Origin of the sequence: Synechococcus sp. PCC 7336, assembly GCF_000332275.1 — a bacterium.
Taxonomy (GTDB): domain Bacteria; phylum Cyanobacteriota; class Cyanobacteriia; order Thermostichales; family PCC-7336; genus PCC-7336.
The window spans coordinates 2,319,524-2,343,190 of the sequence record NZ_CM001776.1; the positions used below are offsets into that span (position 1 = coordinate 2,319,524).

The 23,667-nt window shown below is 54.8% G+C and carries 18 protein-coding genes and 1 pseudogene; 10 read left to right on the forward strand and 9 right to left on the reverse strand.

Annotation, left to right across the window (positions count from 1 at the left end; translation table 11 throughout):
* Positions 1–29 precede the first annotated feature (29 nt).
* A complete protein-coding gene (locus SYN7336_RS11035; protein ID WP_026100901.1) occupies positions 30–1,247 on the reverse strand; it encodes an ABC transporter permease in 1,218 nt (405 codons plus the stop codon).
* Positions 1,248–1,303: 56 nt separating this feature from the next.
* Positions 1,304–2,662: an efflux RND transporter periplasmic adaptor subunit gene (locus SYN7336_RS11040; protein ID WP_017326001.1), complete on the reverse strand. Its 1,359-nt coding sequence runs from the start codon at positions 2,660–2,662 to the stop codon at positions 1,304–1,306.
* 455 nt (positions 2,663–3,117) lie between these two features.
* Between SYN7336_RS11040 and SYN7336_RS11045 the strand changes: the two genes are divergently transcribed.
* The 3 genes from SYN7336_RS11045 to SYN7336_RS25460 all read left to right on the forward strand — a co-directional run bounded on the left by SYN7336_RS11045 (position 3,118) and on the right by SYN7336_RS25460 (position 5,321).
* On the forward strand, positions 3,118–3,459 hold the full coding sequence (locus tag SYN7336_RS11045) for a P-II family nitrogen regulator (protein WP_017326002.1): 342 nt from the start codon (positions 3,118–3,120) through the stop codon (positions 3,457–3,459).
* Between the two features lie 123 nt (positions 3,460–3,582).
* Complete coding sequence (codA, locus tag SYN7336_RS11055) at positions 3,583–4,851, forward strand: cytosine deaminase (RefSeq protein ID WP_227498640.1); 1,269 nt, start codon at positions 3,583–3,585, stop codon at positions 4,849–4,851.
* 11 nt (positions 4,852–4,862) lie between these two features.
* Entirely contained in the window at positions 4,863–5,321 is a 459-nt protein-coding gene (locus SYN7336_RS25460) for a hypothetical protein (RefSeq protein WP_017326004.1), read from the forward strand.
* Between the two features lie 8 nt (positions 5,322–5,329).
* On the opposite strand, the gene SYN7336_RS11065 is transcribed toward SYN7336_RS25460, so the two are convergent.
* Together SYN7336_RS11065 and SYN7336_RS30810 are read right to left on the reverse strand one after the other, a co-directional pair.
* A complete protein-coding gene (locus tag SYN7336_RS11065; protein ID WP_017326005.1) occupies positions 5,330–6,961 on the reverse strand; it encodes a phospholipase D-like domain-containing protein in 1,632 nt (543 codons plus the stop codon).
* A gap of 66 nt (positions 6,962–7,027) precedes the next feature.
* Positions 7,028–7,237, reverse strand: a complete 210-nt coding sequence (locus SYN7336_RS30810) for a hypothetical protein (RefSeq protein ID WP_156820119.1) — start codon at positions 7,235–7,237, stop codon at positions 7,028–7,030.
* Between the two features lie 606 nt (positions 7,238–7,843).
* Here SYN7336_RS30810 and SYN7336_RS11075 point away from each other — a divergent pair.
* The 4 genes from SYN7336_RS11075 to SYN7336_RS11090 all read left to right on the forward strand — a co-directional run bounded on the left by SYN7336_RS11075 (position 7,844) and on the right by SYN7336_RS11090 (position 11,179).
* Positions 7,844–8,098, forward strand: a complete 255-nt coding sequence (locus SYN7336_RS11075; protein WP_017326007.1) for a hypothetical protein — start codon at positions 7,844–7,846, stop codon at positions 8,096–8,098.
* A 1,210-nt stretch (positions 8,099–9,308) separates the two neighbouring features.
* On the forward strand, positions 9,309–10,409 hold the full coding sequence (locus SYN7336_RS11080) for a sodium-dependent bicarbonate transport family permease (RefSeq protein ID WP_026100903.1): 1,101 nt from the start codon (positions 9,309–9,311) through the stop codon (positions 10,407–10,409).
* Between the two features lie 140 nt (positions 10,410–10,549).
* Entirely contained in the window at positions 10,550–10,867 is a 318-nt protein-coding gene (locus SYN7336_RS11085; protein WP_017326009.1) for a hypothetical protein, read from the forward strand.
* 75 nt (positions 10,868–10,942) lie between these two features.
* Positions 10,943–11,179 carry a hypothetical protein gene (locus SYN7336_RS11090; RefSeq protein ID WP_017326010.1) on the forward strand — a complete coding sequence of 79 codons (237 nt, stop codon included), beginning with the start codon at positions 10,943–10,945 and terminating at the stop codon, positions 11,177–11,179.
* On the opposite strand, the gene SYN7336_RS11095 is transcribed toward SYN7336_RS11090, so the two are convergent.
* The 4 genes from SYN7336_RS11095 to SYN7336_RS11110 form a co-directional block, all read right to left on the reverse strand.
* A complete protein-coding gene (locus SYN7336_RS11095; RefSeq protein ID WP_017326011.1) occupies positions 11,171–12,004 on the reverse strand; it encodes an SWIM zinc finger family protein in 834 nt (277 codons plus the stop codon). The genes SYN7336_RS11090 and SYN7336_RS11095 overlap by 9 nt on opposite strands.
* Positions 12,005–12,066: 62 nt before the next feature.
* Positions 12,067–15,279, reverse strand: coding sequence for a DEAD/DEAH box helicase (locus tag SYN7336_RS11100; protein WP_017326012.1), 3,213 nt, complete (start codon positions 15,277–15,279; stop codon positions 12,067–12,069).
* 129 nt (positions 15,280–15,408) lie between these two features.
* Positions 15,409–16,314, reverse strand: coding sequence for a DUF4351 domain-containing protein (locus tag SYN7336_RS11105; protein ID WP_017326013.1), 906 nt, complete (start codon positions 16,312–16,314; stop codon positions 15,409–15,411).
* Positions 16,315–16,385: 71 nt separating this feature from the next.
* Positions 16,386–17,300: an alpha/beta fold hydrolase gene (locus SYN7336_RS11110; RefSeq protein WP_017326014.1), complete on the reverse strand. Its 915-nt coding sequence runs from the start codon at positions 17,298–17,300 to the stop codon at positions 16,386–16,388.
* Positions 17,301–17,595: 295 nt separating this feature from the next.
* Here SYN7336_RS11110 and SYN7336_RS11115 point away from each other — a divergent pair, with 295 nt between their 5' ends.
* Positions 17,596–17,928 carry a c-type cytochrome gene (locus tag SYN7336_RS11115; RefSeq protein WP_017326015.1) on the forward strand — a complete coding sequence of 111 codons (333 nt, stop codon included), beginning with the start codon at positions 17,596–17,598 and terminating at the stop codon, positions 17,926–17,928.
* A 619-nt stretch (positions 17,929–18,547) separates the two neighbouring features.
* Here the strand turns inward: SYN7336_RS11115 and SYN7336_RS32975 are convergent.
* Positions 18,548–19,630, reverse strand: a pseudogene (locus SYN7336_RS32975) (quinone-dependent dihydroorotate dehydrogenase); the annotation flags it as partial.
* Positions 19,631–19,791: 161 nt separating this feature from the next.
* Here SYN7336_RS32975 and SYN7336_RS11130 point away from each other — a divergent pair.
* Both SYN7336_RS11130 and SYN7336_RS25470 read left to right on the forward strand, forming a co-directional pair.
* Positions 19,792–20,817 (forward strand): adenosine deaminase, encoded by a 1,026-nt coding sequence (locus tag SYN7336_RS11130; RefSeq protein ID WP_017326018.1) that lies wholly within the window; start codon positions 19,792–19,794, stop codon positions 20,815–20,817.
* A 125-nt stretch (positions 20,818–20,942) separates the two neighbouring features.
* Positions 20,943–23,288: an HD family phosphohydrolase gene (locus tag SYN7336_RS25470; RefSeq protein WP_017326019.1), complete on the forward strand. Its 2,346-nt coding sequence runs from the start codon at positions 20,943–20,945 to the stop codon at positions 23,286–23,288.
* Positions 23,289–23,667 lie beyond the last annotated feature (379 nt).

Consider the following 23,667-nt stretch of genomic DNA (forward strand, 5'->3'; position numbering starts at 1 on the left):
GGATGTCGATCGGGTGCGAAGAGCAATATCTACGCCGTTCGCAGCGCGACAATGGGATCGAGCTTGGCAGCTTGACGGGCGGGGATGACGCCAAAGATCAGGCCGATGCCGCTGGATACCCCAACAGCACCGGCGATCGCCACCAGCGAAATACCGGGATTGAAGGGGGCAAAAATACCAATGGCCACGAGGCCAGAGACCCCAATCGTCACCCCGATGCCGCCGCCAATCACCGCCAGCAGCACGGACTCAATCGTAAATTGCACCAAAATATCCTGCTGCGACGCCCCAATCGCCTTGCGCAAGCCAATCTCCTGCGTCCGCTCCTTCACCGACACCAGCATGATATTCATAATGCCAATCCCCCCCACAAACAGCGAGATACCGGCGATCGCCGCCAATAGCAATGTCAGTGCCCCCGTGACCGTATCTGTAAATGCCAGCAGGGTTTTCTGGCTGCGGATGACGAAATCATCTTCATTGACAATCTTGTGGCGCAGCCTCAATAGATTGGCGATTTGAAACTCTGCCGCCCTCATGCTCTCTTCATCTGCAATCGAGGCCGAAACATAGGTCAGCTCGATGCCAAAAGGAGAAGTCTGTCCGACTAAGCGACTAGACATCGTCGTAATCGGCACCAAGGCCACTTCATCGTAGTTGAGGCCAACACTAGAGCCTTTTCCTGCCAATACGCCAATCACTTCAAAGCTGACATTGTTGATGCGCAGGCGAGTGCCCAACGGATTGCGATCGTCAAACATGCGATCGGCTAATTCAGAGCCCAATACCGCCACTGGGCGGTTGCGTTGTAGGTCGAGCTCGGAGACAAATCGCCCCCGAGCCACGTCGAAATTGCGCACCAGCGGGAACCCATCAGTAGTGCCGACAATGGTGGTGTTAGAACTGCGATTGCCCACCGACACGACGCCGCGCGTGTTGTATTCGGGGGCGACGGCAACGACGGAGGGCACCTGTTCGGCGATCGCAACAGCATCGGCTAGCACGAGGGTTTTGGGTTGGTTAAAGCCCGCCCGCTGCGATTCGGTATTTCCCGGCAGCGCAAATAAGATATTGGGACCTAACCCTTCAATTTCGCTTTGGACGTAGTTTTGCGCCCCTTCTCCCAAACCCACCAGCGCAATCACCGAGGCATTGCCGATCACAATCCCCAACATGGTCAGCGTGCTGCGCAGCTTGTTTGCCGTCAGCGTTGCGATCGACATCGAGAAACTTTCAGCGAGATTCATGGCACAGTACTTCTGGGATAGGGAGTTGAGAAGAAATAGCCTGCAAAGTCAGCGAATTAGCTGTCGCGATCGCGACCGAAGTTGAGGTTTTCCAAATTGACATCGGGGGGCAGATCGATAAAGACGCGATCGCCCGCTTCAATGCCACTCAAGATCTGCGTTTCGTTGCCCACCGAAGACCCAATCGTAATCGGTTGGAAGCGAGGCTTGTTGTCATCCTCCGGCACCAATACTCCTGTCTTGCCATCAATCGTCACGATCGCCACCGTCGGCACCACCAACCCATTCGGGACCTCGTCGCCAATAAACGTGGCATCCACATTCATGCCCGACAGCAGCTTATCCAGGCCAGTGACCAAATCGACTCGCACCTGAAATGACGTGACATTTTGCTCCACCACCGCTTCTGGAGCAATCAGCTTGACCTGCCCCTCAAACACCTCGTCGGGATAGGCATCGGCTAAAATCTCCACCGTTTGACCCAGCCGAATTTGGCCGATATCGACTTCGGGAACTTCCGCCAGCACCTCCAATCCGTCGGCCAGCGCCACGATCGCCGTCGAGGTGGCCGATGCTGCATCGGACGCCGAGGTGGTCGGCGTCACAAATGCACCCACCGTGGCGAATTTCTGCGTAATTGTACCGGTAAAGGGAGCCCGCACTACCGTATCTGCCTGACGCACCCGAGCCGATTGCAACTGGGCTTGTGCCTCAGCTAGCTCCGCCTCGGCTGCCGCAATGTCTTCGTCGCGACTGCCCCGCTGACTTAAGCTCAGGGCATCGCGAGTCTCCTGCAGGTTGGCTTGCTGCAACGCCAAGGTGGCTTGGGTCACATTGACTTCATTCTCAACCCCATCCATTTCGTCCCGAGAGATCGCTCCCTCCGCTGCCAGCGATCGATTGCGTTCTAGGCGATCTAGAGCCAGTGCCAACCGGGCCTCGGCCTCAATTTCGAGGGCTTCGGCTTGAGCGACGCGGGCGCGAGCCTGGGCAATTTCTTCAGGACGGTTACCCGCTCTGGCCTCGTCTAACTCGGCTGCGGCCCGATCCACCTGAGCCAGAGCGCGAGCCACGTCGGCATTGATATCTTCGGCATCCATGCGGGCGATCGGTTGCCCCGCCTCAACCACATCCCCCTGCTCCACCAGCAGCTCGGCAATCAGTCCTGCATTTTTGGGGCTCAAGTTAACACTGCTGATGGGTTGGATGGCGCCACTGGCGGTAATGCGAATGGCAATGGGCTGTTCTTCCACCGGCACCGTCAGGGCATTGACATCCCAGCCCGCGCTCCGTTGCCGCCACAGCGTCGAGCCCAAGTAAATCGCTCCCACCGCCGCCACAGCAGCAAAGCCAATCGACCAAGTTCGGGGGATCTTGAAGGGAGAGGAAGATGGCAAATCGATAGCTTTAGTCATTATTGATTGAGCCAGTTTTGGGGGGGGACGATGGAGGCATCTTGCAGGGAACCACAGGTTCAGACTGCGGAAATCTCCCCTAAGATACAGGAACGATACAAAAGTTAATCTTTTCTGCATTATAACTATGGATTCCCCCCGCAGAGGTAAAGTTTGCGGCTAAAGGCATCTTCTATTGCGTCCATTACCTTTCAGCGCAGACGGATCTCGGAAGCCAGCGGAGAAAGAACGATACGAAATGACAGCATCAGAGTTAAGACAAACGATTGAGGTCGGCTATCTTTCGAGCGAGGATTCCCCGTCGAACTGACTTATCTGTAGGGGTTCCTGTCGTTTGTCCGCGATGGAGTATCTCCTTCGACATCTGTCCGTGGGAAAGTAGCTATCGCTACAATTTAACTCTCAGACTGAGTGATACACCAAAAACAAACTGCTGCCATATAGAGGGCTGTTCGTTGAAAAAAATTTCGGCGGTGATTCGTCCGTTTCGTCTAGAAGCTGTCAAAAATGCGCTGGTGGAGATCGGTGTCGCCGGTATGACGATTAGTGAAGTGCGCGGGTTCGGTCGCCAGCGAGGCATGACGACCGGGCAAGAGAGCCAGACGGGACAACCCACAGAGTTTTTGCAAAAGTTGCGGGTCGAGATTGTAGTGGCGGACGAAAAGTTCGATAAGGCATTGCAGATGGCGATCGAAGCAGCCCGCACGGGGGCAATCGGGGACGGCAAGATTTTTATTTCCTCTGTGGAGCAAGCGATTCGCATTCGTACGGGGGAATCGGGGCCCGAAGTGCTCTAGAGCAGATTTCATGCCTCCAAGCCATTGGGCCGATCGATGGCGATCGCCTTTTGAAGCTCCAGTGGGCGATCGCCCAGCGAATGGCATGCCATGCTTGAGGCATTCGAGTCAGAGAGGACATTTGTGCCCCCATTCGACCTCATTCTGCGCCGCGCCCGATTGCAAGACCATTCAGTTCCTCAAGACATCGCGATCGCCGCCGGAACCTTTGCCGCCATCGCCCCCCGCCTCGACGCCACCGCCCGCGAAGAAATTGATTGCAGCGATCGCCTCGCTATCCCCCCCTTTGTGGAATCCCACATTCACCTCGACTCGGCAGACACCGCAGGCGAACCCCGCTGGAACGAAAGTGGCACCCTGTTTGAAGGCATTGAAATCTGGCGCGATCGCAAGCAAAAACTGTCGATCGAAGATGTCGAGCAAAGGGCGATCGCCACCCTCAAAACCCAAGCCGCCCAAGGCGTCTTACACGTCCGTTCCCATGCTGATGTGAGCGAATCGAGCTTGATCGCCCTCAAGGGGCTATTGGCCGTGCGGGAGGAAGTCAAAGATTGGATGAACCTGCAGGTGGTGGCCTTTCCGCAAGATGGCCTCTATGGCAGCCCGCAACAGCTCGAGCTGATGGAAGAGGCCTTGAAATTAGGCGCAGATGCGATCGGCGGCATCCCCCACTACGAACTCACCCGCGAAGACGGAGTGCGATCGCTCCAGCAGATCTTCGATTGGGCAGAACAATACGACAAACTCATCGATATCCATTGCGACGAAATTGATGACGACCAATCCCGCTTTCTAGAAGTGATGGTGGCTCAAACCCTGCGCCGCGATCTGGGCAGCCGCGTCACCGCCAGTCACACCACCGCCTTCCATTCCTATAACAACGGTTACGCCCAAAAACTGCTCGGCTCGATCCGCCGCACCCAACTCAACTGTGTGGCCAACCCCCTGATCAACATCACCCTGCAGGGGCGCACCGATACCTACCCCAAACGGCGGGGAGTCACGCGAGTCAAAGAACTCTGGCAGCAGGGAAATAATGTCTCATTGGGGCATGATTGTATCCGCGATCCTTGGTACAGCCTGGGCACTGGCAATATGCTGAACGTAGCCCACATGGCCGTTCATATCTGTCAGATGACTGGTCGAGAACAAGTCAAAGCTTGTTTGGATATGGTGACCCATAACGGAGCCAAGACCCTAAATCTTGACGATCGCTACGGAATCGCCCTGGGTCGTCCGGCTAGTCTGGTGGTGTTGGATGCGTCAGACGAGTTCGAGGCCATTCGCACTCAAGCTGCAGCCCTCTACACCCTCAGCCACGGGCGTATCCTGGCCTGCACCCCTGCCGCTCGACCGAAGTTATTCCTGCCCGAGCCCTCACCCAGACTCTAGGAGCCCCCATCATGCGCTTTGCCATGCAGGTTGCGGACGATCCCGTCAGTCGCGCAATGCTATCCCTGTTTGACGTCACCCCCTCGACAGCGTATGTCGAAATCACCGAGCACGAGTTGTTGATTCGCGAGGGAAATCTCTTTCACGAAAGTTTTCTCCTGCAAGATTTGGGCCGAGCGGGGCTAGACAATTGGAATTGGTTGATGGGACTGGGTCTCCACACCGATTTTCAAGGCACGGTCGCCCCCATTACCAGCCCCGAGAAGGTGATTGGCATTCCCGTTGCCACACCGCGATCGCTTTTCCTCCGTCTGGCAGGACCACTGGGATTTCAGGTGGACTGCAATCGCTTAGTCATGAGTTTGGCAGAGCCCGACTCGTTTTTGGTGGCGTTTAATGCCAGCTTGGCGAAGACGACAGATTCGCTTGAGGAGCAGGAGGAAGAGTTCCAGCAGTATTCGGCAGATTAAAGCCCGAATTACCACACCACCCGTCCCCGCAAATCCGCCAACTTTGCAGGCCCAATCCCCTCGATCGCCTCTAGATCCGACCGAGACCGAATCGGGCGAGCGCGAACAATCCGCTGGGCTAATGTCGGACCAATGCCGGGTAAAGCCTCCAACTGCTCGGGAGTAGCCGTATTGAGATTGACAACGCGACTCTGTTGTGGAGTCAGACAGCGGACGGGCTGCGCAGCATTCGCCAATAAAAATTGAGGGGGACCGAGCTGGGCGACGCTAAACAGGCGATCGAACTCGCGCGAGAAGTGAGCCGCGATTTCGGCAGAGGAGATGATAAGTAAAGTCTCGTCATTAATGCGATTGGCAGCTCGACTCCAGTTGTGGGAGCCTAAAATTACGCTAGCCCCCGGTAAAGCGGCATCGACGATCGCAAACTTGTGATGCAATTTATCCCCTTGCGGCAGTTGGGGAACTCCAATTCCATTGGCAGAAGCCGGAGCTAGCTCCAACGAGCAGTTGGCCTCCGTCCGAATATTCCAGAGGGCAAGGGTTTGGCTGAAGTCTCGATAGGCGAAGCTGCGATCGAATACCCCTCGAATGTCGATCCCTCGCTGCTGTTGGTGGCGCAAAAGCGGCGCGGCAATGTCGCGATCGCTAAACACAAACAAAGCTAAATCTACCGACTCTGTTGCTTCAGACAGTGCCCGCACAATCTCTCCGCCGCTGGTATCCGCATAGTCAGTTGCTGTCCCTCCCGGCGAAAAGTGAACCCTAATCTCCACAGCCCCCACTCGCACCCGCTGCAGCGATCGCTCCGGCTTGCGAACGCCAAACAAACTATCCGTCGCTCCCCCCGGGCCATCCCCCCACATCAAATCGAACTCTGCTAAAAACACCGCCGCCAATTCAGCACTCTCGATCGCCAGCAAATGATTGGCATTGCCGCGACTCTCGGGGCGATCGAAATCTCCGTGAATGCCGCTCAGGGTAAAGTTGGCCGAGCCCGTCACCAGCGTGCGGCCATCCACCAGCAAAAATTTGTGATGCATCAACCCGCTGCCCTGCGACCCATCCGCGCGATCGTCAATCCAGGGCACCCCTGCCTGCTGCACGATCGCCAGTGCATCCCGCTGCGCTATCTCCTCTGGCTCCAGTGCTCCATCGCGATCGAGATCCACCAACTGCCAGTACTCGCGATATTTATCGCGATCGCGATCGTCTAACCCAGCAACCTCTGCAGGCGTTAAAGCCTGCCACGTGCGGGTATAGGTATTCTCCAAAATCAGTCGCACCTCCACACCTGCTCGCTGCCGCTCGGCCAGTGCCAGCGCAACACCCGGTAAGTTGAGCTCCTGAACGGCAATGGCGATGGAGTGGCGGGCGCGAGCAATCTCCTCGACTAAAAACGCCTCCAAATCGTCTCCATAGCGCTGAATGCCTCGATAGGGATCGGTATAAATATGAGAGCGGGCCTGATTAAAAGCAATGCGAAAATCGGGGGGTAACGGCAGGGGCGGAATCGGTTCGAATATCTCGGATTCAGGAGTCCGCGAAGGGGTCACCCAATATCCCACAGCAGCCAAGAGGGCCAACCCCAGCCCCAGTCCCACATATCGCCGCCACTGCCAACCCACCATCACCCCCGTCACTCTGGCTACAGCTTTAACCTGCCACCTTCTCGCTCCAATCCCATCAGAGCCTGGTTCAACGGAGGGTTACAGTCCGAGGGTGTTTTTCGAGGAAATCAGCAATCTTTCCGTGAGGTTTGCGATCGGTGGAGCGTGAGTCTGGATACTGGGCAGTTGGTATGTCCCAGCGCGATCGCAACGAATGACCCAAGTCCCTTCAGTTGCAGCCAGTTTGCCTCCAGCTATCCGCCAGCGTTTGGCCGTGGAGATCTCTCCCAAGCTGAACCTGTCAGTCATCTCGCCGACAAACACGAGGTCAGTCGCAAGTTCCTGTATCAACAATAAGAGAAAGCAACAGAAGCGCTCGAAAAAGCCTTTGCCTGCCGGGGTGACAGAGAGGTCTAGAATGTAGACATAGCAAGCTTTAGAGCCCTCATCCCTCTGGCATAGAATGACCGTTTGGTGGGGTTGAGGGCAGGGGGATTGCAGCTAAATACAAGAACCAGATTCGTTATCGTGACAGTGCCGGATGTCCACCAATTAATCAGATTTACTTATTAATTGGTTTTGAGATTGCCATTTTACAACTCCATGGGCGTGAACTATTATGCAACTAAGACTATCTATCGCCCATTGAGGATAGATAAAAATCAGTGATTGTACCAACTGATTCGCTCCAGGATCCTCGCCCTTTCACCCAGTTGACATTGCAATCCGAGGACCTAACAGCGGTGCAGCATAGTAAATCTGGAAGTCCGTATTAGGGGGAGGAAGGTAGAAATAGGAAGTCAGAGGGTAAAGGTAGTTTAGTGATTTTATGATTAGGCATCAACGATCTTGCCTCGAATCCAAGAAGAAAGGTTTATCCAGTACTAGATTTCTATATCCTGAAAAGATCGCACCATGAGAAAACTAGACTCTGAATTGGGCTCTGAGCTTGAAACTAGCTGGATTATCCATATCTATGGAAGCAATCGACGTTTGCTTTGTACCCTTGAAGATACGCATGCCTATGCCCTTTTTATAGGATTGCTTTTAGGTTTTATCCTAGGGCTACTAATGACAAGAATAGTCACTCATAACGTTGAACAGCCTGCCAGGAAGTTAGAGCTAAATCCGAAAATTGTTGATGTTGTTCCTTGGCAAAAAATAAATTGATTTCTATTCAATACTTAAAATTATGTGGTTATCTTGTAAAAAATGAGAGCATGGTTCAAGCATCTGCCAATTTGGGTAACACTTGCGCAACAAACTAGGCCACCTTGTCAAGATGACCAAACTCGATACCAGCAGCGGGATTATCAGGGCTATTTCATTTAAAAATAGCCCTGCTTCAGAGTTTTTGCAAAAATGATAGGCACTCTAAGTATATTACGCTCTTGTCTGCAATTGTTTATTCAACCAGGTAAGACATGCTAGATTCTTGTTTTTGACAAAAAGCTATAATTAGGCGCTGATAGTAAAATCTAACATTCCAAACGAATCAATTCCGACAAAAACCATGCTAAATTTTTATCTGCTTATTTAGATTCTTTATAGGCTACAAATATATTCCGCTCCTGCAATCTCCCCGCCACCGGCATCCTCGCGATCGAATCCCCCAAGGAAACTGGCAAAACCTTAGACATGTGTCAGGCAGCCAATCAACTTATCATATTTTTTTTGCAAGAGGTCTAATCTGCCACCCTCGAGGCTAGGCCTCTGCTTTTGCACAACTACCTTTCCTCAAAACAGGCTTTCCCTATCCCGATAACCTTTCCTTATATATAGAGTAAAAGATCCTATCACAAATTTCCTTGCTATTTTTGCAAGCTCTGATATTCTACACATATGGGCTAAATTTAAATGCAAAAATAATAGAGAAAACACTATGTTTTGTATGTTTATTGAGTTAATAGTTGACTTTGCACAGCAATTTTAGTATCGACATCGTCGACGATTTGATTTTCTGGTTCAATCTTGTATATACCTGGAAAATCTGCGATTGAGCACAAGCATTTGTACGGCTTTTGAGGGCAGGGAAAATCAACTACCCAGCTTCATTAAATATATCTACAGTTGCTTGTAGACAAGTTTGAAATATCTTACGGAGGCAATATGTCTAAGTTCCTTTCGGATTTTACGAACCAATTGATGGTAAAGTATGCCCGCAGCAAGCCACTGCCAATGAATTACCACTGATTAGTGCGATCGTTTGCGCTCGCCAGAGCGAAACTTTATCTTCCAGCACACGACGCACCGGGATGCAGATGCAATTAAGTGGTGGGTTGACTCGCTGCTCACCCGGATGCGTGGAGCCAGCCAGGATTCGAGGCCATGCTTGCCTGCCGTCCTGACCCCTAATATCCGATCGAGGAGGAATTACTACGTGGATTTTTTGTCCGATTTCTTGACGCTCTTCCTGGCGAAGTTGCAGTCCCCGACACTCGGCTTTCTGATTGGTGGTCTGCTCCTTGCCTCCCTCGGTAGCCGACTGGCAATTCCAGATGCGGTCTATAAGTTCATCGTCTTCATGCTGCTCCTAAAAGTCGGCCTGAGCGGCGGCATTGAGATCCGCAATGCCAATCTGGTGGAGATGCTGTTGCCCGCGGTGTTCGCCGTGGTAATGGGGATCCTTATCGTGTTCATCGGGCGCTACACATTGGCCAAGCTGCCGAAAGTCAAAACCGTGGATGCCATTGCGACCGCAGGCTTGTTCGGTGCCGTGAGTGGCTCTACCCTCGCCGCCGCCCTGACGCTACTGGAAACGGAAGGCGTCGAATACGAGGCCTGGGCCGCCGCACTCTATCCCTTCATGGACATCCCAGCACTCGTGACTGCGATCGTCTTGGCCAGCATTTATGTCAGCAAGCAGCGCGATACCGCAGACGAGGCTCTCAGCAAGCAGAAGTATCTCAGCAAGCAGGGCGGTACCGGCGGTACCGCAGTCGAGTATCGCAGCAAGCAGGGCGGTACCGCAGGCAAGCGGGTCAAGATATGGCCCATCGTGAAGGAAAGCCTCCAGGGCTCTGCCCTGTCGGCACTGCTGCTCGGCATCGCTCTAGGTCTGCTAACCCAGCCGGAAAGTGTCTATGAGAGCTTCTTCAATCCCCTCTTCCGCGGCCTGCTTTCGATACTGATGCTGGTAATGGGTATGGAGGCTTGGGCAAGGCTCGGCGAGCTGCGCAAGGTGGGCCAGTGGTACGCTCTATATGCCGTGGTGGCGCCGCTGCTGAATGGGCTCATAGCCTTCGGTCTCGGCATGATTGCCCACGTCATCACGGGATTCAGCCCTGGCGGCGTCGTGATTCTGGCCACCATCGCCGCCTCCAGTTCAGACATCTCAGGGCCGCCCACTTTACGAGCCGGTATCCCGTCGGCCAATCCCTCCGCCTACATCGGCTCGTCCACAGCCGTCGGCACACCGGTTGCGCTTGCTGTGGGAATACCGCTCTACATCGGGCTCGCCCAGACGCTGATGGGCAGCTGATCCCAGACGGGTCGCGGGCTGCCGGTCCCCTGACCCGGCGACCAACGCGGCGGCTAGATCGGCGCGATAGCGCGCGGTGCTGCCGTTTTCCTGATTTCTATGTAGTTCAATGAATACACGCGCGTCGAGAGGTAACCAACATGACCCAGCAAGCCGCCAAGCTCGTCATCGTCACGGAAAAGTTGCTGCTGAAAAAGATCGCCAAGATCATCGACGAAGCCGGGGCTGCCGGTTATACGGTGGTGGAGGCTGGCGGTAAAGGCAGTCGCAACGTGCGCTCGTCGGGACAACCCAGCGTTTCCGACACCTACTCGAATATAAAGTTCGAGGTGCTCACCCCCAATCGGGAAATGGCCGTGAAGATTTCGGATGAGGTGGCAGCGCAGTTTTTCGACGATTATTCGGGCATCGCCTATCTCTGTGACGTGATGGAGGTACTGCACGCGCACAAGTTCTGACTCAAAACCCAGGAGAGCGATCGAAACCGTGGGCAATGCAGAGCGGTCAAGTGGAGATTTCTCTGAGATCGCTGATTGCCCACGATCTTAATCGATGCAGCAAAGCTGCCGAGTTCGAGCACTGAGGTGCCATCCCAATTTACGTTTCGCGGCAAACGCTATATTTGCCGACAACAGTATGCCAAACCCAACTTGCCGGCGATCGCCGAATGTCGCAGGCAACTGGACGACGGGCTGTTCTGCAGGATTGTGGAGGGGGCAACCAGGATTGGTTTGTGCTCGGCTAGCGATCGCCCGATCGACTCACAATAAATCTTTATTCTTCACCTTCACCCGCCCGTACAACTCTTCCATCACCTCAATAAACGATTTATCCTTGTGCCAAAACGGCGGATAATCCCCCTGCTTCTTCACCACAATGGCGGGCACCGCTGCCCCATCAATACTCTCAACGGTTTGCGGCAATCGCTTTGTCCCCTGCCAAAACTCCCTCGGGCTCAACTGAGTATCTAGCTCAATCGGCTCCGGTCGGGCGAACAAAAAGGCGACCGGCTGTGGCTGCAACTCTGATTGCGCACTCAATTCCGCCGACAGTGCTCGACCCAGCGGCGACTTGACCAATTCCGCCTGCAACTCCTCCCGCGACAAGCCGCGCAGCTCGAACAGTAGAAACGGATCGCGATCCAAATGCTGAGCCAAGCGGTAACAGACCCCTGCAATATGCTTGCAAGGGCGCGACCAATCGGGACAAGAACAACTGCTTTGAAAATCGTCGAACCCACCCGGCAACAAAGACTGCCCCACTGAATCAAAACTCTCTTCGATCTCATCCGGCATTTCGTTCAGCAGCAACTTCGCCACAGACCCAGCCTTTGACGACAAATGGCGAATCACATCGGGCCAATCTTCCATGGGAATGGCAGTCAATGCCACGTTTACGATATATTTTGGCTCCTTATAAACTCCAAAATATGGGTTTACATTGCCTCGCACCGTCGCTGTAATCTCTCCGTCGCTGATATCAAACATCAAAATTCGACTGTCGCCGGAATACGATCGCCCCCGCTGCAACCGTCCGGGGTCCGCAAACTCCGACATGGCCTCCAGAAACCGCTCCCCCCACCAAGTTCGACTCATTCTCGCCATCTCGTACCTCCCAACTCGTCTCGATCTCCCCTCAAACGCGCCCCAATAAACCCCTACAACACCGCACTGGTATTCAAGGCAATCAACTGCTGGAACGCCTCATTATCCAACTCCGTCAGCCAAGACTCATCCGATCCCACTACAGCCCCCGCTAATTTTTTCTTGTCCTCAATCATTTCGTCAATCCGCTCCTCCAACGTGCCGATCGCCACAAACTTGTGGACAAACACATTCTTGGTTTGCCCGATGCGAAAGGCCCGGTCTGTAGCCTGATCCTCCACCGCCGGGTTCCACCAGCGATCGAAGTGAAAGACGTGGTTGGCCTTGGTCAGCGTAATCCCCACCCCGCCAGCCTTGAGGGAGAGAATAAATGCCGACGGTTCCGTTTCGGGCTCTTGAAACTCGGCAATCATCTGCTCGCGCTTTTTGCGGGAGGTGCCGCCGTGCAGGTAATAGGTGTTGAGCAGGTGGTGGTGCCGCAGGTAGTGCTCCAACGCTTCGCCAATCTCGGTAAATTGCGTGAAGATCAGGAGACTCTCCCCTTCGGAAATTGCTTCCGCCACCATCTCCGTCAAGCGACTGAGTTTGTGCGATCGCTCTGTTGTAAAGTCGCTGCCATCCTGCAAAAACTGCCTGGGATGGTTGCAAATTTGCTTCAGTTTCATCAGAGAAGAGAGAATTAACCCCCTGCGACTCATGCCCTCCGCCTGCTCCAGTTCGCCAGAAATTTGCTTGACCACTGCCTCGTACAGCGATGCCTGCTCTTTGGTCAAATTGCAGTAAACCTTTTGCTCCACCTTGTCGGGCAAGTCTTTGATGATGTTGCGATCGGTTTTCATGCGCCGCAAAATAAACGGCTCCACCAATTTTTTTAAGGTAGCAGATTGGCGCAGATCGCTGTTCTTTTGAATGGGAATTTCAAATGACTTGCGGAATTGAGTTTGATTGCCCAGATAGCCGGGGTTGAGGAAGTTGAAGATCGACCACAGATCCATCAGGCGATTTTCGACCGGCGTTCCCGTTAGGGCGAGGCGATGGCGAGCCGACAGTTTGAGAATGGCTTTGGTCTGAGCGGCTTTGGGATTCTTGATGTTTTGGGCCTCGTCCAAGACAATGCGATGCCACTCCACGGCATTCAAAAGTTTCTGGTCTTTGCGAGCCAATGTGAAGGACGTGATGATGACGTCATATTCGTCATAAAGCTTCTGAAACGCCGCTTCATTCGTATTGCGATTGCTGCCGTGGTGAATGGCCACGCACAGGTCGGGGGCAAATTTCTCAATTTCCCGCTTCCAGTTCCCCACTACTGATGTGGGTACCACCAGCAGCGTCGGCAGTATCGGACGCTCTTCCTCTTGCTGCTGCACCTCTGCTTGCTGCTGTACCTCTTCCCGTTCTTGCACCAAGCGGGCAATCACCTGAATGGTTTTACCCAAGCCCATATCGTCCGCCAGACAGCCATTCAAACCCAGATTTTCCAAATAGCTCAGCCAGGACAAGCCCCGTTGCTGATATTCCCGCAACGTGCCTTGCAAGTTTTCGGGGTTGGGCAAAACCTCCAGTTTGCTGGGATCTCGCAGTTGGTCCATCCAGTCTGCCAAGGCGCGATCGCGACTCAGATCCAGCTCGATCTCCTCCTGCTGCTGTGCCTCCAGCTTGACTAGATCCAGCAGCGACATCTCGGAGTCCTCAGGTTGCGATCGCCAGAACTCCAGCATCTCCTTCATCTTGGCGGGATCGATCTCCACCCATTCGCCGCGAAACAGCACCAGTGGCGTCTGGGCTTCCACCAATTGTTCCCATTCCTCATTGCTGACCGGTTCGTCCCCAATGGCCAACTGATATTCGTAGTCCACCAGTTGGTCGAAGCCGAAGTAACTCTTGCTGCCCTTCTGTTTGCCTGCGCTGCTCTTCTGCTTGGGACGCAGCTTTACTTTGGCGCGGCGGCGACCGGCGGGGGTCCACCAACTGGGCACAATCACCTTGAACCCGGCATCCTCCAACACCCAAGCAAACTCGGTCAGAAACTCGAAGGCTTCTTGCACCTCCAGAGCCAGACAGAAGGGGGCCATCCGGTCCAATGCCTGCCAGAGGAGAGGATACATGCGGGCAGCGTAGCCCAAATGCACCAGTAATTGCTGCTCGAAATCGGCCCCGAAGCGATCGCCCACCGTCTGGCGCTCTCCAGCGTCCATTAACCAATAGTCGGCCAACAGCATGCGATGGGAGGGATCTTGGCGATCGGCCACCACAAAGAATAATTCCCAGGGCTCGTCCGTGTCGCCGGGGTCTTCCAGTTGAAAGCCCAAGTAAAATGACGTGGCCGTTTGGGTGCGGGCCAGCTTCTGCCGCCAGTCCTGCCATTGGCGATATAGTTCTAAAGACTGGCGATCGCGCCAGGGATGCTTGCGGTCGGGCTGGAAGCATCCTGCCAATAGAGTGTCGGCAAGCGTTTTGTCGAATTGGTTCGTGCTGGGGGTATGGGTGACAATATCGTCCAGCAGCACTTCGGAAAAATGCCGCAGTAGGGTTTCTTTATCCCACAACTGAGGGGTCTTGGGGGCATCGTCGAAGCCACAGGTACAGATTGCAGGCATGTGCTCGACATAACGATGGATATTGGTTTCGTACTGCTCGGAAACAAACTCCCAAGTGGGATATAGCTCGAACTCGGGCTCACTTTTTTTGCGGCGGCCCTTGCTTTTGGGGGCAGACAGTTCGCGGTATCGCAGGGCCGGGATGTACTGGTCTTTAAAGATCGCCTGTGCGAACGCGCGCGTGTAGTGATACCAAAACAGCAAATCGTTCCCGAATTGCACTTCTGCCGATTGGTGCAAGGCAATAAAGTGCAAGTCGTTCAGCAGTTTGATGGCAGGAATCGCGTCCCGGTATTCACGCTGTCCGGTTTTAACGCGGGTTTTGACTTCATAGCAATCCACTTCCCACAGTTGCCAGTCCGCCGCCTCCGGCCAATCGGCTTCCCAATAGCGGGCGAGTTCGGGGGAGGGCAGGGGTTTGTCGGAGCCGCTGGGCAAGTGGAAATATTTGGGGGCGATCGCTTCTGCAACGAGGCGATCGCTACCGAGGCGCAGTTCCCCACTCAACCAAGTGACCAGTTCTGCTTTCTCTAACTGAAAGGGATGGCGACCCGCCACTCTTTTGCGCCGCTTTTGGGGTTCGGCAGTTTCAGCCCAGAGATAAAACTCTCCAGTTTGGATAAAGTCGCTGCCACTGTGGGGAATCCAGGTGCCGTGCAGTATTTTCATTGTGTGAATGTCTTCTCGTGAATGTCCTCGTTCCTCAAGGGACTTGCGGGTTAATCGAGTACCGATCGCCTCGTTCGAGACTGGATTCTTCTCCCGATTGGCATTCTAGTGAAACGAATAACAATAGTTTCAGAGGTTTTTCTGGAAATCTTCTAGGTTGGTTGCATCTAATGCAGCATCAAGAAGTTCTTCCAGTCGTTCTGGATTGGCGATCGCCTTTAGCGATGTCGAGAGGGCTTGAGGGAGCGGTCCAAACTGATGGGATAGGAGACGGACGAGCATCCGCTGCCCTTCTTCTGCCTTCCCGCGAACTTTGCCTCTAGCCTCGCCTTCAGCCTCGCCTTCAGCTTTGCCCCTTTCTTCAGCTTCGCGCAGCCAATCCCTCAATAGGGGAGACTCCATCAGATCCAACATTTTTCTGCTCCTGAGGAATTCTTCGATCGCATCCCGCCCCCTCGGCTGGAGCGAGCTCAACAGCACTGCCACCGCTAGCAAATCCTGTTGCCTCGATTTTACTTCTACTCGCTCGGAAATGGCTGCTTCACAAGCCTCAAGCCGTTCCTTCAACTGGTTCGGCGGTCCCATCAAGGGCACCAAGGGGAGCAGGCCCGGACAATCGCCGACTAAAATCGCCTCTGGATCTTGTTCCCATAACGGGAGCAGTTTATATTGAACTCTCGTTCCACCGCAGGCATAGAAATCGGGCATCTCCCGAGCCGCTTTGCTGTCCTCCAGCAGGATTAAGATCTGGGTCGGTGCTTCGCCATAGTTGAGCATGATAAACAGCGAATATTCAGCCATGCGCAGCGGCATCTCCACCAAAGGCCGACGCTGAAACTCGATATGAAGGATGCCTCGCCTCCCAGCGGGGGTGGCATAGCGGATAACGATATCTGCTCGTCGCTCGCGAGACGTAAACACTGAATTGACGATCTCCTCCACCCGAGCTCCCTCGCCCACCAGCCATTGGAGAAAGTCCTGACAGTAATCACCTACCAAGCTGCGCAGGTTGATGTCGTACTCATTGCGGTCCATCAGACAGAGGTCAGAAGATGAGGTGTTTCGCTCCAGAGTCGCTGACTGGCTGTACGTTTGGCAATATCTCATCACATCTTTGCTAACACCCACTCCCGCACCAGTGCATTCACCTGCTCGGGCACCTCATCGTGGGGACAGTGACCGGCCTCGAGAAAGTGCTCGGTCAATTGAGGATAATACTGGCGAAATTGCTGCGATCGCCTCCTGACATCCATCCACGGGTCCCCCTCCCCCCACAACAGCATGAGCGGACAGCCCATTTGGCCGAGCAGCTCGTCCACTCTGGCCCCCTGACGGGATTTGAACACTGCAGCAAAGACCTTGGCGGCTCCTTTGTCGCAGGAGGGGCGGTAGATGTCTTCCACTAGGCGATCGGTGACAGCCGCGCGATCGCAATACACCTTCTCCAAGGTTTTGCGAATCACAGACTTGCGGCGCACGTACTGAAACAGTAAAAAGCTGGCCCAAGGCTGCAAGAGAATTGCCTTCGTCAAACTCCCCATCCATTGGCCTATGGGGTTTCTAGATGGTTCTGGTGCAGTGCTCGCAAACGGTCCGGCACTATTGAGCAACACTACCCCTGCTGCCGACTCGGGACGCTGTGCGGCTACGCATAACGACGCGTATCCCCCCAAAGAGTTGCCTAACAGTACGGCGGGCCGACCAATAACTTCCTGAACGAAATCGCTTAACTGATCCCGCCACAAATCGCCACTGTATTGAATGTTCGGCTTGGCCGATCGCCCGAACCCCAACAGATCGATTGCCCAGACCTCAAACGCCTCGCTCAGGGGACCGAGATTGTTGTGCCAGTGGTCGGTAGAGGCTCCAAACCCATGTACGCAAAGGAGTGGCGGGCGATCGGGGCGAGGTTCCCCAGATCGAACGGCGTAGATATTGCAATCTCGCCAGCTCCAGATTTGGGCCTTGCGAGCAGCAGAGACGCAAGCGCGATCGTTAAGAGAATCCAAAATTTCCTCCATATCTTAACGATATTGTAACTTCACTTCTTATTTAGCAAGGGACTGTAATAGAGGCTCGGAGCCTTGTCAGATAAGCTCCTTAAGGGTTTCACCTTGGCTGGAGAAGGGCGAAATCGGGATTTTTGGCTGGCTCCACCCCGGTGCGAGTCTGCAGTACGTTAACTTATGTGCGGCGCTTTTTGAGTAAAATGTAAAGGATTAATAACTTCGTTGCCCCGAGCTCTCCGTGCAAAGAGTTTCCACTGGTATGTCCTTCTCGCTAGCGCCAAGCCAATGGAGGCAAGCAATAGCTGCAATGGGTATTGTTTTGTTGCTAGGGACTTTACTGTATTTTGGAATTGGCCGCTGGCACCAACCCGATTCCTATACTCTTGCCGTGCTCCAGCTCACTGGCGATCCGGCCAAAGGGGAAACGCTATTTGCGATGAATTGTGCTGGCTGTCACGGTACAACGGCAGAGGGTCATGTCGGCCCTAGTTTGCATGGCGTCACCGATCGCCGTTCCGATATTGCTTTAATCGAGCAGGTCACTAGCGGCAAAACGTTGCCAATGCCCCAGTTTCAGCCCGAACCCGAAGCGATGGCCGACCTGTTGAGTTATCTGAAAACTCTGTCGCCGCGACCTTAGATATCCGTAAGAGGTCCGAGATATGAAGTTTCTCAATTCCAAAATTTTCTGGGAAGCGATCGGGTGGTGCTTGCTTCTGGGGTTCGTCTGGCTTATCTCGGGTATCGGACATTAGTCGATCGCGCTAAGTAGAGGGCGATCGCTTCATCAACTGCTCGAACAACCGACCGAATACAGTCCGAAACTGCCGCGCCTTCTCTTCGCTCGCGCTCCCCCCCACCGCCATCTCTGCTAACAAATCCTTCAACTCGCCCAGAATGTATCCTTCCTCGATGGATACCTCGTTATCCGCATAAATCACCCGTTGCAGCAGCGCCAACAGACGTTGCCGCTCTGCCAAGGCAGGGTGTGCCTCCAAATATTCCTGCAAATAGCGGCGGTAGGTCGGGGCGGGAACTGGCGTTTCTAGCAGTAGGCGGACATCGGGATGGGCGGCTAGCCCCAACTCGTCCACAATTTGATGAATCGGTGCCAACTCCTCCGGCTGCAGCGTACCGTCCGCCCAAGCCGCCCCCAACACCACCTTCAACACCAGTAAATCTCTCGCCTGCGCATCGCCAGCCATCGCGGATTCCCAACCTTCGTGAGGTCTAGCTTGACATACTTGTGATAGCTCGCAGCCAATCGCTTCGCCAATCGTCTCAAACCCGTGCCGATCGAGCTCCTGCAGTAACCCCCGCACAATTTGACTCGCTAACCCCGGTCCGCGATACACCAACCCCGTATAGAGCTGCACTAGACTCGCCCCGGCCGCAATCTTCTCCCAAGCCGCCTGGGCAGAGTCAATGCCACCCACCCCCACGATCGCCAGTTTCCCCTCTGTTTGCCGATAGATATAGCGAATTATCTCCGTCGATCGCGCTCTGACTGGCGGCCCACTCAACCCCCCAGCCTCCCCTGCAGGGGAATTGCCTGTGGAGGCGATCGCCTTTGTGCGCAACCCCGCTCGACTCAGCGTCGTATTCGTGGCGATGATGCCCGCAATCTGGCAATCGGTCGCGATTTCGAGCACTTCGTCCAGTTGGGGCCAAGTCAGATCGGGGGCGATTTTGACCAGCAAGGGCTTGCGATCTCGGTTGTGCGCCTGCAGGGCTGTGAATATTTCCGCAAGGCTGGCCTTAGCTTGGAGCGATCGCAGCCCTGGCGTATTGGGAGAACTGACATTGACGACAAAATAATCGCCGTAGGAATAGAGCAATTGGAAACTGGTCAGATAATCCGCCGCGGCCTCTACTAATGGCGCCAGCTTCGATTTACCCAAGTTGATGCCCACCGGATAGCCCGCCGGACGGTTGGGTTCGGCAGCCAGACGGGCGGCGATCGCTTCTGCCCCCAGATTGTTGAAGCCATAGCGGTTGATAACGGCTTCATCGGCAGGCAAGCGAAACAGGCGCGGCTGAGGATTGCCCGCTTGAGGGAGGGCAGTGATGGTACCGACCTCGCAGAATGAAAACCCTATCCGAGGCCAAAAAGCAATCGCTTCTGCATTTTTATCGAACCCTGCCGCCAAGCCGATGGGATGCTGAAAGGTCAAACCCCACAGCGTTTGGTTCAATCGCCGATCGGCAGGGGCAGCAAAGGGTTGGGCTAGGAGTTGCAGAGAAGGGGTACGGGCCAGCAGGCGGGCTTGGGCGATCGCCCAACGGTGCAGCCATTCGGGGTCGAGACGAAACAGAAGGGGGCGGACAATGTGTGGATACATGCAGTCAGCAATTGAGGCTTGGGCTAGGATTGTGGAATTAGAGTTCGAATCGGCACTGTCTAGCCTAGCAGCGGAGTCCGATACAGCCACGACTGCAACACTCAACTCGCCCCGCTCTCGACTGATTTTCACTCGCACTCCCAAGCACTAGGAGACACAATATGGCTCTCCACGCCGAATTGCATCGCCATCTGGGTGGTTCCGTCGTTCCCCGCATTCTCTGGCGCTACCTGCACCGCCAAGACGCGCCTCTAGCCCGAGACTATCCCGACTATGCCGATTTCGAAGACTATTACACCCGCCCCCGCAAGACTCTCGATGAATATCTAGAGTTGCACTCGTTAGTCGAAAGCGTTCAAACCTTAGAGACACTTCCCTACTTCATCTGCCGACTTTTGAGGGGAGCTTATGTGTTTGAGGATTTGGCCTATCTCGAAATTCGCTATACCCCCTATCTGCGTACCGATCCCAGCCTCGCTGAAGCCGATCGCCTGCGGCAGATGCACCAAATTATTGAGGTTGTGGCTGAAGCCACTCGCCAAACCGATTACCCCATCGTCACCAGCCAAATTCTCTGCTTGCACTCGCGACTGCCCGAGCGGGTAAACCGGGCCATCGTCGAAGCCGCCGCCAGCCACGCGTCCGTCTGTGCAATTGACCTAGCCGGGGGAGATAAAGCTTATCGCGATCGCATGCCCGAATGGGTGGAACTCTACAAATCTGCTCTGGCCCGAGGTCTGAAAACCACCGCTCACCTATACGAAACTCCCGACGGCTGCTATCCAGAGCTACTGCCCTACGTCTCCCGCATCGGCCACGGCATCCAGATTCCGCTGCTCCAGCCCGAACTCTTGCCCGCCTTGGCCAAGCGCAACCAGTGCTTGGAGATCTGTCCCACCACCTATCTCAAAACGGGGACACTCTCCACATTGGAACCGCTCAAACAGGTGTTCGATCGCTGTTTCGACGCTGGTGTCGATATTGCCATTTGCACCGATAACGCCGGACTGCACAACGTCCGCCTGCCGTTTGAATACGAAAATCTACTCACCCTCGACATCATTGACTTCTCCCAACTGCAGCAGTGCCAGTCTGCTGCTTTTCGTCATGCCTTTGCCTGGCCCCACTCCAAGTCCCCTGCCGAGGCACTGCGAGATGGTTCGGTTTCCCTGGCGGCTTCTCGGTAGTATTGGTGTTGCTTTTGCTTCTAGATTGATGCGATGAATGTAAAGATCGATATATTCAAGCCCAACCGCAAAATTCAGTCTGTCAGAATGAGTGAAACGGTGGTGGGTTTGCGGAGGATCGCTCCATGACACAATCCCCCGATCGCAATCTCCCCCTCTGCCATCCCTGGAGCAGGATCTTGAAGGGAGCCAGTAGCCAATCTCTCAACCGCGTGCTGCCAGTCCTCAAGCATGCGGCCAATTATAGTTTTGCAGTCGCGTTACTGACGGCAGCCCACGGTTCTAAGTTTTACAACGAGCCCCGTTTGACGGCTGGAGAACTAGCCCCCGAAACGTTGGTGGCTCCATTCGCCGCCGAGATTGTCGATCCAGAAGCCACGGCGGCATTAGAGGCGCAAATTCGGGCAGAGGCCACCCAATTTTTGCAGGTGGACCCTCGTGCCAATGCCCAAATGCAGGACAACCTAGCACGGCAATTGCAGATAGGGGAGGAATTGCGCCAGAGCGTAGGGCTGCCTCCCTATATTCCTCGCTCCTTGCTGTCGCTCGCCGCCCAGCAGTATTTCCAACAGCTGTTGCCGGAGGAGTGGGAAGCCTTGTTGGCGGCGATTGATGGCGCTGTAGTGGAGGAATTACCGACAGAGGCTCTGCTACCGGCCAGTGAGTTGGGGGGGCTGCGACAGGAGCTTTTGTCCCCCTCCAACGAGGGCAGCATCTCCTTTGCCGAGTTGGTGGCCAGAATTGAAGCAGCTCAGCAACGCTACCAATTGACGCGGGGACAATTGCAGGAGACTGGCTGGTCCCCCGACCTACTGCAGTGGAGCTCGGCAGAATGGACAGATGTGAAACGAACCTTGCCCGAGGCTCTGCGACGGCTGCAGGCGATCGGTCTCGCGCAGGGGCTTCCACCAGACCTGCAGCGCGAGGGCATTGCCGCTCAATTAGAATCTTTACCCGAATCGCTACGACCGGTGGCGATTCAGCTATTGGATAGTGTAGTGCAGCCGAACTTGCTAATTAATCGCCAGCTCACGCAAGAGCAGTTGCAGTCTCAGCTCGATCGCATGCAACCCGTGACGATCGCTGTGGAGCGCGGCAGCGATATCGTCATGAGAGGGGAACCGATCGACTCGACGCAATTTGCCATTTTGGACCATTACAACCTGACGCAGCGGCGCTTGAATGTGGGGGGCTTGCTGCAGGTGGGGGGCATGATGGCGGGGGCGATCGCCATTTTTGTGCCGTTGCAAAATTGGATTCGACCCACCCTGCGCAGCCGCGATCGCCTCCTGCTGCTACTACTGGCCAGTACCGTCGCCCCCACTGCCAGCATCTTCGGCGTGCAGTCGAGTGCATTACCGGCTGTCGGGTTGTTGGCGGGGAGTTTTTACGGCGGGCTCTTGGGCTTGTTAGTCCTGGGTGGAGCAGCGGCTTTGCTGCCCGTGGCGACGGAGGTGACAGCAGTAACGCTGGGACCGGTCTTAGCGGGCAGCCTGTTGGCTTGTCTGGTGGCACCGCGCTTGCGATCGCGCGAGGATCTCGCCTTATTAGGGGGAGGAGCAGCCTTAACCCAAGCGGCAACCTACGGCTTGCTGTCTCTAGCGACAGGCAATCCCTTTCAGGCAGTCCAAATGGCGATCGCGGGGGGTTCCGGTTTACTGTGGAGTGTGGCAGCTTTGGGGGCTAGCCCCAATCTCGAACTCTTATTCGATCTGGTCACCCCCATTCGTCTGGCGGAACTGGCCAATCCCAACCGCCCCTTGCTGCGCCGCCTCGCGGACGAAGCTCCCGGCACCTTTCAACACACCCTCTTTGTGGCTTCGCTGGCCGAGCGGGCAGCCCAAAGACTCAAGCTCAATGCCGAATTGGTGCGCACGGGCACCCTCTATCACGACATCGGCAAAATGCTGCGCGCCCAATACTTTATAGAAAACCTCAAGGGTGCCCCCAACCCCCACGAGGCGTTGAATAATCCCTATCGCAGCGCCGAAATCATTCGAGACCACGTGAGCGACGGTCTCAAGCTGGCCCGCCAATACCGCTTGCCCACCGCCATCCGCGCCTTCATTCCCGAACACCAGGGCACGATCCGCATCGCCTACTTCTACCACCAGGCTCAAGTGGAATCCCCCAACAATCCGCCGGAGGAAGCCGCCTTTCGTTACGACGGCCCGATTCCCCAAACGCGCGAGACAGGGGTGGTGATGTTGGCAGATGCTTGCGAAGCGGCGTTGCGGAGCTTGCGCAAACGCGAGGAAGGAGAGGAAGTCGTCTCGCCCGAGATGGCCAAACGGATGATTCTCAGTATCTTTCGCAATCGTTGGGAGGACGGCCAGCTCGTCGATAGTGGCTTGATGCGAAAAGACCTCGAAGCGATCGCCGAGGTCTTCTTACAAGTTTGGCAGGATTCTTCCCACGAGCGCATTCGCTATCCGCAGCCGCTGATGGTAGGAGCGGGCAGATCGGTATAGAAAGCCTCTGTTGGGCAAACGTATTTTTCTAAAAATTCGAACCGAACAAGGGAGATTTCAGCAGAGCATTTAGCGATCGCCTGGAATTGGAAACACGATAGATCGCGCAATCGAGTGTATCCTGCATAGCAGAGCTTCTACAGATGTAAGGTGATATAATCCGCACTTGTTAAACAAAGTCATGCTGTCTCCCAATCGGCGTTGCAAGCAGAGGATGCTCGGCAATATTGCAGATCGATATCGATCTGCGATCGCACCAATAAATAGAGTGCTCCAGTAGCGCGAACGCCTCCCAAGTATAAACTTAACCAAGTCTGGTTTTAAGGGGCAGTTGAGGTATCCAAACTATTTTTAGGTTTAATTACGTTTTGATATCCAC

What these genes read in the sequence shown, in the direction of transcription:
- SYN7336_RS11035 (WP_026100901.1), bottom strand. Translation starts at nt 1,247, where the DNA reads ATGAATCTCGCTGAAAGTTTCTCGATGTCGATCGCAACGCTGACGGCA.
- SYN7336_RS11040 (WP_017326001.1), bottom strand. Translation starts at nt 2,662, where the DNA reads ATGACTAAAGCTATCGATTTGCCATCTTCCTCTCCCTTCAAGATCCCC.
- SYN7336_RS25460 (WP_017326004.1), top strand. Translation starts at nt 4,863, where the DNA reads ATGCGCTTTGCCATGCAGGTTGCGGACGATCCCGTCAGTCGCGCAATG.
- SYN7336_RS30810 (WP_156820119.1), bottom strand. Translation starts at nt 7,237, where the DNA reads ATGACTGACAGGTTCAGCTTGGGAGAGATCTCCACGGCCAAACGCTGG.
- SYN7336_RS11075 (WP_017326007.1), top strand. Translation starts at nt 7,844, where the DNA reads ATGAGAAAACTAGACTCTGAATTGGGCTCTGAGCTTGAAACTAGCTGG.
- SYN7336_RS11085 (WP_017326009.1), top strand. Translation starts at nt 10,550, where the DNA reads ATGACCCAGCAAGCCGCCAAGCTCGTCATCGTCACGGAAAAGTTGCTG.
- SYN7336_RS11095 (WP_017326011.1), bottom strand. Translation starts at nt 12,004, where the DNA reads ATGAGTCGAACTTGGTGGGGGGAGCGGTTTCTGGAGGCCATGTCGGAG.
- SYN7336_RS11100 (WP_017326012.1), bottom strand. Translation starts at nt 15,279, where the DNA reads ATGAAAATACTGCACGGCACCTGGATTCCCCACAGTGGCAGCGACTTT.
- SYN7336_RS11105 (WP_017326013.1), bottom strand. Translation starts at nt 16,314, where the DNA reads ATGGACCGCAATGAGTACGACATCAACCTGCGCAGCTTGGTAGGTGAT.
- SYN7336_RS11110 (WP_017326014.1), bottom strand. Translation starts at nt 17,300, where the DNA reads ATGGAGGAAATTTTGGATTCTCTTAACGATCGCGCTTGCGTCTCTGCT.
- SYN7336_RS11115 (WP_017326015.1), top strand. Translation starts at nt 17,596, where the DNA reads ATGGGTATTGTTTTGTTGCTAGGGACTTTACTGTATTTTGGAATTGGC.
- SYN7336_RS11130 (WP_017326018.1), top strand. Translation starts at nt 19,792, where the DNA reads ATGGCTCTCCACGCCGAATTGCATCGCCATCTGGGTGGTTCCGTCGTT.
- SYN7336_RS25470 (WP_017326019.1), top strand. Translation starts at nt 20,943, where the DNA reads ATGACACAATCCCCCGATCGCAATCTCCCCCTCTGCCATCCCTGGAGC.